Raw genomic sequence first — 4,093 nt, forward strand, 5'->3', positions numbered from 1 at the left:
GGCGTGTTTTTTCTTTCCTGATTAGCGCCCTGAGACGGAGACTGCTTCTGTGCCGGTTTATGTCCGGTCTGCTGAGGTGTTGCGTTCTTTGCCTCCCCACGACTGCCCAGCATCTGCATTGACCCATTCACATTCACCACCACTTCCGTTGAGTAGCGATCCTGCCCCTGGTTATCCTGCCATTTGCGGGTTTTCAGCTGACCTTCAATATACACCTGTGCCCCTTTCTGCAAATACTCCGCCGCAATATCGGCTAATTTGCCGAAGATAACGATCCGGTGCCATTCGGTTTTCTCCCGGATTTCACCGGTCTGTTTATCCCGCCAGCTGTCGGAGGTCGCCAGTGACAGTGTTGCCACGGTCCCGCCGGTGGGCAGGTAACGAATTTCCGGATCCTGCCCCAGATATCCCACTAAAATCACTTTGTTAATCCCGCGTGAAGACATACCTGTTTCCTTATCGGTTAAACTGACTGACGTTGTGTCCATTGTCCCTGCTTCAGGGCAAATTCGGCCTGCTCACGGCAGGCAAAATACTCGACTGACTCACGGGAGCAGGGCATCCCCTCATCCAGCGTGCCGATATAAAATCCCGCACGGCTTTGCAACACGGTTAACGGTAACTGTTTATGGCAATATTGCAGGGCCAGAACCCCAATCGGTGCAGCATGCATGACGATATCCTTTTATTTTGGGTCATGAATAACGAACAGCCCTGAACGTTCAGGGCTGTTCAGCGGAATATCAGAACGAGTTCTCGGCATATTCTTTCTGCGTAATACCGTTCTGAGGCGGCATCGAGTCAGATTGTTCGGCCTGATACACTTTCTCCTGACCGATTTTGATCCAATCGACCTTGATCAGACGGGCTTTCAGGCTGACACGCTGTTCGCCGGCATGATCACCGCGTTTCAGGGTAAAGATATCGGTGGACGGATTGCTTAAGGTAAAACCCAGCAACACTTTTTTATCCTCATCGACGGACTTCTGGCAACGACCGATCAGACTGGTCGCTTCCTTGCCGACTACGGTGATATCAAAACGCACATAAACCGGGTTATCACTCGGCCCGTTCAGCGCATTGATCACACAGCTCAGGAACGTCCCGCTGGCGGTGCTGACATGGCGGATATTATTCAGGTAGCCCAGTCCTTTAATATTCAGGTTGAAATAGTCATTTTTGGTTAAGGCGGTGGTGTTCTCAGACATACGATGTTCTCCATGGAAATAAAAATAAGCGATGACGGAGAAAATCCGCTTCCCTGACGGGAATAAGTTTTCCCGTCAGGCATCAGACGACGTTTGACGTCCTGATAAAGAATAAAAAACCTTCACTGCCACTGAACTGACAATATCTGCTTTCAAAGGGGGGCAGATGTACCGCAATGCCTGCGCTCCCTTTCAGGCTACGGGAGTTTTCGGTGAATAACGGCATGATTGTTAAAGCATCTGCCCGTGCGTTCAATCCCTAATCCTATTTTCAGCCGGGTGAATTTTCCCGCCGGGTTTTACGCGAACCGGTCACCGCGCTGGCATTCAGCATCCCTTTGCAGGCCGGATAACGGGTGCAGCCCCAGAACGGCGTGGTTTTCCCCGTCCGTTTTTGCATCGGGCCGCCACAGCGCGGGCACGCCGGGGTTTTCGGCAGGGTAAACCGGATTGACTGTGTTTTCCCCTTCTCCACCAAGTGGGTCAGCCACTGTGCCTGTTTCTGCATAAAACCCGCCAGTGTGGCCCGCCCCTGTGCAATGTCGTCCTGTGACTGTTCCCAGAGTGCGGTCATACCCGGATGCGTCAGCACATCCGGCAGCCCGGCAATCAGCTCCTGGGCCAGCTGCGTTGCATGCAGATTTTTCTTTTTTCGCATCAGTAACTGACGTTTAAACAGACCTTCAATGATGCCCGCCCGGGTGGCCTCCGTGCCCAGTCCGCTACTTGCCCGCAGCACTTTTTTAAGCTGCGGGTCGTGAATAAATGCCGCCGCATTTTTCATGGCCGCAATCAGCGTCCCTTCGGTAAAGGGGGCCGGTGGCCGCGTCTGACAGGACTGAACTTCTGCCCGGGTCACCGGACAGCGTTCCCCTTTTTTCAGTGCCGGCAGGGCCGTATTATCGTCCTGCTCCTGCTTTTCACCGGTAAACAGTGCCTTCCAGCCCGCCACCACACTGACCCGCCCTGTCGCCTGAAAGACCTGCCCGCCCAGCGTCAATGTCACGTCAGTCACATCCGTTTCCTGCACCGGCAGAAACTGCGCCAGATAATACCGGCGGATCAACTGATAAACCCTCAGTTCATCCGCCGTCAGTTTTGTGATATCAAAGGGATGGCGGGTCGGAATAATGGCATGATGCGCGGTGATTTGACTGTCATTCCAGACACGGGAAAACGTGCTGGCATCCAGCGGGCTGATAATCGGGTTCATTGCCGGATCGGTACGGGTCAGTGCCGTGAACACGGCCGGAATATCCTCCCGCATTGAAACCGGCAGATAACCGCAATCCGTGCGCGGATAAGTGGTCGCTTTATGGGTTTCATACAACGACTGGGCGATCGTCAGCACCTGACCGGCCCCCATGCCCCACTGGCGGGAAGCCACCTGCTGGAGTGTCCCCAAATCAAAACAGAGCGGCGGCGGGGTTTTCTCCCGCTTCTGCGTGAGTTCAGTCACCACAGCATCTTGTGCCTGCTGACAGCGCTGAACCACACTATGAGCGATATCTTCCTGAATACAGCGTTTTTCTTCATCACAGTTATCGGGTGCCGGCAGCCATTTAGCCCGAAAGCCCATGTCCTCTTTTTGCAATGTGGCCACCACCTGCCAGTAGGGCCGGGATTCAAACCGGGCGATGTCGTTATCACGGTTCACCACCAGTGCCAGTGTCGGCGTCTGTACCCGTCCGATAGACAACACCTCACCAAATCCCTGTGCCTGTGCTTTCAGGGTATACAGGCGGGTCAGGTTGATGCCCATCAGCCAGTCCGCGCGTGCCCGCCCCAGTCCGGCCTGCCAGAGTGACTCGGTGTGCTCCCCCGGTAATAACGCCGACAGTGCCTGCCGGATACTGGTTTCATCCAGCGCAGACAGCCACAGCCGCCTGACAGGACCGGTGAAACGGCAGAATTCCAGCAGTTCCCGGGCGATCACTTCTCCTTCCCGGTCAGCATCGGTGGCAATAATCACTTCGTCGGCCTGTTTCAGTAGCTGCTTAATCACCGCAAACTGGTCAGCGGTTTCTTTTTTCACCGCCCATTGCCATTGCACCGGCAGCACCGGCAGGGGGTCCATGCGCCATGGCGGACCGAACTGTTCACCATAATGTTCGGGTGCCGCCATCTCCAGTAAATGTCCGATGGCCCACGTCACAGTCACCCCCTGCCCCAAAATACATCCCTGTCCGCGCTGTTTCGCCCCCAGTACCCGGGCGATATCGCGGGCCTGAGAGGGTTTTTCACATAAATACAGCGGCATATCACGCTCTCCCGGTATCCTGAGTCACCGTGCGCCGGAACGGTGAAAAATCAGAGCGCAACCGGCCTGACAGAATATCGGGGTCCGGTTCACCCAGCCATTTAATGGCCTCAAGGCCGGCCGGCGTTTTTTCCTCAATATCCGCACGGGTCACCTTCAGGGGGCGGTAAGAACGCACCAGACCATAAATCTGGCGGATAATCCGGCTGCCGTTATGCAGCAACGCATCCCGCTCTGAACGGGAAATAAAACCGTAATGAAAGGCCTGAAAGGTTTTCATCGCCAGCTGGTCGAAACCGACCAACAGCCAGACACAGCGGTAACCCAGCGGGGAGTGACTGTAGACCCCGATATTCAGCGGTTCAACGGAGGAAACTGCGGATAACGTCACCTGTGCCGGCAGGGCATTCAGCGTCTCCTGCAAGGTGGCAATACTCTGCTGAAGAGTGGCCGAGGCCGCCACCAGGGCCTGCTCCAGTTTCATCAGCCAGCTGTCAGCATACGGGTTATCGGCAGCCGCATCCTCGCTGATAGTCCCCGCCCGTTTAATGACCTGCGGCATGCCGATAATGTCCGGGTATTGACGGCGGCCGGTGACGTCTTCTTTTTTACGCCCTGCCCAGAG

General features: G+C 55.4%; 6 protein-coding genes. All 6 read right to left on the reverse strand.

The features are described from left to right. The coding region (gene ssb, locus Xinn_RS20085) for a single-stranded DNA-binding protein (protein WP_099137709.1) at window positions 1-446 on the reverse strand (446 nt) is incomplete at its 3' end. A 17-nt stretch (window positions 447-463) separates the two neighbouring features. Further along, the gene (locus tag Xinn_RS20090; RefSeq protein ID WP_086956865.1) at window positions 464-673 is read right to left on the reverse strand and encodes a hypothetical protein; all 210 of its coding nucleotides are present in this window, start codon (window positions 671-673) and stop codon (window positions 464-466) included. A 70-nt stretch (window positions 674-743) separates the two neighbouring features. After that, window positions 744-1,208 carry an STY4534 family ICE replication protein gene (locus Xinn_RS20095; RefSeq protein ID WP_099137710.1) on the reverse strand — a complete coding sequence of 155 codons (465 nt, stop codon included), beginning with the start codon at window positions 1,206-1,208 and terminating at the stop codon, window positions 744-746. Window positions 1,209-1,290: 82 nt separating this feature from the next. Then, window positions 1,291-1,464 carry a hypothetical protein gene (locus Xinn_RS22275; protein ID WP_169923602.1) on the reverse strand — a complete coding sequence of 58 codons (174 nt, stop codon included), beginning with the start codon at window positions 1,462-1,464 and terminating at the stop codon, window positions 1,291-1,293. Window positions 1,465-1,479: 15 nt separating this feature from the next. After that, window positions 1,480-3,468: a DNA topoisomerase III gene (locus Xinn_RS20100; RefSeq protein WP_099137711.1), complete on the reverse strand. Its 1,989-nt coding sequence runs from the start codon at window positions 3,466-3,468 to the stop codon at window positions 1,480-1,482. 1 nt (window position 3,469) lies between these two features. After that, window positions 3,470-4,093: PFL_4669 family integrating conjugative element protein (locus Xinn_RS20105; protein WP_099137712.1), on the reverse strand; the 624-nt coding region annotated here is incomplete at its 5' end.

The sequence above is a fragment of the Xenorhabdus innexi genome, from assembly GCF_002632485.1.
Lineage (GTDB): Bacteria > Pseudomonadota > Gammaproteobacteria > Enterobacterales > Enterobacteriaceae > Xenorhabdus > Xenorhabdus innexi.